3 protein-coding genes and 1 pseudogene are annotated in these 4,565 nt (G+C 71.3%); 3 read left to right on the top strand and 1 reads right to left on the bottom strand.

What is annotated here, in order from left to right:
* Nucleotides 1-317: pseudogene (locus HMPREF0731_RS25035) on the top strand (hypothetical protein); the annotation flags it as partial.
* 11 nt (nt 318-328) lie between these two features.
* Nucleotides 329-982 (top strand): hypothetical protein, encoded by a 654-nt coding sequence (locus tag HMPREF0731_RS25910; RefSeq protein ID WP_007003159.1) that lies wholly within the window; start codon nt 329-331, stop codon nt 980-982.
* Nucleotides 983-1,077: 95 nt separating this feature from the next.
* On the opposite strand, the gene HMPREF0731_RS06020 is transcribed toward HMPREF0731_RS25910, so the two are convergent.
* Nucleotides 1,078-3,408: a xanthine dehydrogenase family protein molybdopterin-binding subunit gene (locus HMPREF0731_RS06020; protein ID WP_007003158.1), complete on the bottom strand. Its 2,331-nt coding sequence runs from the start codon at nt 3,406-3,408 to the stop codon at nt 1,078-1,080.
* A gap of 175 nt (nt 3,409-3,583) precedes the next feature.
* Between HMPREF0731_RS06020 and HMPREF0731_RS06015 the strand changes: the two genes are divergently transcribed.
* On the top strand, nt 3,584-4,474 hold the full coding sequence (locus HMPREF0731_RS06015; RefSeq protein ID WP_007003157.1) for an SMP-30/gluconolactonase/LRE family protein: 891 nt from the start codon (nt 3,584-3,586) through the stop codon (nt 4,472-4,474).
* Nucleotides 4,475-4,565: the final 91 nt, after the last annotated feature.

Genomic DNA, 4,565 nt, shown 5'->3' with positions numbered 1-4,565 from the left:
CACCCGGCTACGGCGCCCCGCCGCCGGGCTATGGCGCGGCCCCCCGCTACGCGCCGCAGCAGCGCCGCGCCACCACGCTGCGCCTCGACAATCGCGGCCGCCGGCCGATCGACTTCGTTTTCGTCTCCCCCGCCGGCCGTCCCGATTGGGGCGAGGACCGGCTGCTCGGACGGCCCTTCCGCGCCGGCGCCAGCGTCTCGCTGCCGTTGCCGCCGGGCGACTGCATTTACGACGTGAAGATCATTTACGCCGATGGTGCCGCGCAGGAGCAGCGCGGCGTCGATCTCTGCGCGCGCCCCGCGCTGCGCTTCCCGTGAGGACATCCCCGATGCGGACATTCCCCCACCTCGCCCTGCCGGCCCTGGCCGCGCTGCTGCTGGCCGCGCCGGCCCTGGCCCAGGGCAACGCCCCGGCGGCGGAGCAGGATGGCTCCTTCAACCTGACCAACCGCAGCGGCCGCGCCATCGAGCGCTTCTACGCCTCGCCGGTGCAGTCGCGCGCCTGGGGCGAGAACCGGCTGAGCGGCAGCCTGGCGGAGGGCGCCGATGTCGCCGTGCGCATGCCGGCGCGCGGCGGCTGCCGCACCGACATGCGCATCGTCTTCGCCGACGGCCTCACCGAGGAGAAGCGCGACGTCAACACCTGCATCGACCGTGATGTGGTGATCGGCACCCCGGCCCGCACCGGCTCGCTGCAGCGCGACGCCAGCGGCCGGGTGACGACGCCGCAGGGCGACCCGAGCTTCGAACTGGTCAATGAGGGCCGCTCGGCCATCCGCGAGCTCTATGCCTCGCCCACCACCAGCGACAATTGGGGCGAGGACCGGCTCGGCCAGGATGTGGTGGAGGCCGGCGACCGCATGTTCATCCGCCTGCCGGAAGGCCCCTGCGCCTACGACATCCGCGTCGTCTGGGCCAACAGCCGGGCCGAGGAGCGGCGTGACGTCAATCTCTGCAACACCAGCGAGCTGAGCTTCCGCTGAGCCCGGCCGGGCGGGGCGTCCGCGCCCCGCCCGCCGCCTGTGAAAAAGGCCAGGGCGATCGCCCTGGCCTTTCCTCGTTCCGGGCGGGCCCCGCCTCAGGCGGCGCGCTTCGCCTCCTGCAGCGCGCGCCACACCACCTCCGGCGTCGCCGGCATGTCGAGATGGTGGATGCCGCTGCCGCGCAGCGCGTCGACCAGCGCGTTCATCACCGCCGGCGGCGAGCCCACCGCGCCGGCCTCGCCGGCGCCCTTGACGCCGAGCGGGTTGGTCTCGCAGGGGATCTCCATCAGCTCGACCTCGATATCCGGCAGGTCGGAGGCGCGCGGCAGCGCGTAGTCGTTCAGGCTGGCCGAGATCAGCTGCCCGGTCTCGGGGTCGTAGGCGGTGCGCTCCATCACCGCCTGGCCATAGCCCTGCGCCACGCCGCCATGCACCTGGCCGCGCACGATCAGCGGGTTCAGCGCGTGGCCCACATCATCCACCACGATGTAGCGGCTGGCGGTGATGTGGCCGGTGTCCGGGTCCACCTCCAGCTCGGCGATGTGGCAGCCATTGGGGAAGGTGTGCGCCGGGATGGCGGCGATCTCCGCCGCGTCCAGCAGCGTGGCGGTCTCGCCGCGCGCCGCGCGCTCGCGCTGCGCCATGGCCAGTTCCAGGATGCCGATGCCGCGATCGGTGCCGGCGATGGCGAAGCGCCCGCCGGTGAACTCGATATCGGCCGGCGCCGCCTCCAGCGCCTCGCCCGCCGCCTGCTTGCCCTTCTCGATCACGGTGGCGGCGGTGGCCAGCAGCGCGGTGCCCTCGGAATACAGGCTGCGCGCGCCACCCGTCCCGCCGCCGGTCGGGATTTCATCCGAGTCGCCCTGCACCACACGGATCTTCTCGAGCGGGATGCCGAGCTGGTGGCTGGTGATCATGGCATAGGCGGTCTCGTGCCCCTGGCCGGTGGACTGGGTGCCGACCAGCACCTCCACCATGCCGTCCTGGGCGAAGCGCATCTCGGCGCGCTCCGAGGCGTCGCCGCCCGTGGCCTCCAGGTAATAGGCCATGCCGATGCCGCGCTTGCGGCCGCGCTTCTCCGATTCCGCGCGCCGCGCCTCGAAGCCGGCCCAGTCGGCCTTGGCCAGCGCCGCGTCCAGCACGGTTGCGAAATCGCCGGAATCGTAGTTCTGGCCGACCGGCGTGCGGTGCGGCATGGCCGAGGGCGGCACCATGTTGCGCCGGCGCAGCTCGATGCGGTCGATGCCCAGCTCATGCGCCGCGGCGTCGATCAGCCGCTCCACCAGGTAGTTGCTCTCCGGCCGGCCGGCGCCGCGATAGGCGTCCACCGGCACGGTGTTGGTCAGCACGCCCAGAACATTGGCGTAGATCGCCTGGAAGCCATAGACGCTGGCCAGCACCTTGGTGCCCGCGCCCGTGGGGATGAAGGGCGCGAAGGTGGAGAGGTAGCCGCCCATATCGGCGATGTTGCGGGTGCGCAGCGCCAGGAACTTGCCCTCGGCGTCCAGCGCGATCTCGCCCAGCGTCAGGTTGGCGCGGCCCTGCGTGTCGGACTGGAAGGCCTCCATGCGCTCGGCGGCCCACTTCACCGGCCGGCCCAGCTTGCGCGCCGCCCAGCAGCACAGCGCGTATTCGGCATAGAGATACAGCTTCATGCCGAAGCCGCCGCCGACATCCGGCGTCACCACGCGGAACTTCTCCGGCGGCAGGTTGAACACCACCTTGGCCAGCAGGTCCTTCACCAGCCAGGAGCCCTGCGTGCCGGCATGCAGGGTGAATTTTTCCGAGCCCGCATCGTATTCGGCGAGCGCGGCGCGGCCCTCCATGCTGGCCACCACGATGCGGTTGTTCACCACCTCCAGCTTCGTGACATGCGCGGCCTTGGCGAACAGCGCCTCGGTCGCCGCCTTGTCGCCGGTCTCCCAGTCGAAGCAGAGATTGTTCGGCGCGCTGTCCCAGAGCTGCGGCTGGCCCGGATCGGTCGCGGTGGCGAGGTCGGTGCAGGCGGGCAGGATGTCGTAATCGACCAGCACCGCCTCCGCCGCGTCGCGCGCGATCGCCAGGCTGTCGGCGACGATGAAGGCCACCGGGTCGCCGACATGGCGCACCTTCTCCACCGCCAGGCCGTAGCGCGGCGTCTCGGCGCGCGGGCTGCCATCGCGGTTCTTCAGCGGGATGGCGCAGGGGATCTGGCCCAGCCCCTCGGCCAGCCAGTCCTGGCCGGTCAGGATGGCGTGCACGCCGGGGATCGCCTTCGCCTCCGCCGTGTCGATCGACAGGATGCGGGCATGGGCGTGCGGGCTGCGCAGCACATAGCCATGCAGCTGGCCGGCGGCCGAGATGTCGTCCGTGTAGCGGCCATGCCCTTTCAGCAGGCGAGGATCCTCGATGCGCCGCACCGCCTGGCTGAGGCCGAATTTCGCCATTGGAGTCCGCTCCCCGTTTTGTCCCGGTGCGTATCATTGGGCATGATCCTGGGCAGGGGAAGGGGGCTTGCCCGGCCGGACCCCGCCTCCCGAAACCGTCATGCGGGCGGCGCGGCGGTGACCCGGTGCGGCTGCCGCTTGCCGGCGCGGCGCGGCTTGGGCAGCTTGCGCGCCCATGTGGTTCCCTGCACCCCGCCCGCTCACGCCCAAGCTGCTCAGCCGGCTGCCCGACACCCACCGCCAGCCGCGCCGCTCCGCCTGGGCCGACGCGCATCGCGGCGGCGCCCTGCTGCACTCCTTCCTCGAAGGCCCGTGCTTCGACGATGCCGGCAACCTGATGGTGGTCGACATCCCCTTCGGCCGCGTCTTCCGCGTCGGCCAGCGGGTGTGGCAGGCGGTGGCGGAATATGATGGCTGGCCGAACGGCCTGGCGCTGGGCACCGCCGGCAGCCTGCTGCTGGCCGACCACCGGCACGGCCTGCTCAGCCTGGACCCGGCCAGCGGCAGCCTGGCGCCGCTCTTGGAGAACCTTCACACCGAGGGCTTCAAGGGCCTGAACGACGTCACCACCGGCCCGGGCGGCCAGGTGCTGTTCACCGACCAGGGCCAGACCGGCCTGCAGGACCCGACGGGCCGCCTGCACCGCCTCTGGCCCGATGGCAGGGTGGAGACGCTGCTGCGCAACGGCCCCAGCCCGAACGGCGTCGCGCTGAACCGCGCCGGCACCCATGCCTATGTGGCGATGACCCGCTCCTGCGACGTCTGGCGCTTCGCGCTGCGCGACGACGGCTTCGTCGGCAAGGCGCAGTGCTTCCTGCGCCTGCCCGGCGGCACGATGGGGCCGGACGGCATGGCGGTGGATGTGCGGGACCGGCTCTTCGTCGCCAATCCGGGGCATGGCATGGTCTGGGGCGCGGATGCCCATGGCCAGCCGCTCTTCGCCATCGACTGCCGGGAGTTCGGCCGGCTGCCCACGAATTGCTGCTTCGCGCCGGATGGCAGCACGCTGCTGATCACGGAAAGCGAAAGCGGCAGCGTGCTCGCCGTCGAAATTCCGCAAGGATAAGAATCTTCTTTTTCTGAAGAAAAAGAAGCAAAAAGACTTTGTCAGCTTGGCGTCCCGCCTATGGCCATATGCGGGACGCCAACTGGAAAAA

The sequence above is a fragment of the Pseudoroseomonas cervicalis ATCC 49957 genome, assembly GCF_000164635.1.
Taxonomy (GTDB): Bacteria; Pseudomonadota; Alphaproteobacteria; order Acetobacterales; family Acetobacteraceae; genus Pseudoroseomonas; species Pseudoroseomonas cervicalis.
The sequence above is the reverse complement of the archived record's forward strand: the minus strand, read 5'-3'. Positions and strand labels throughout refer to the sequence as shown.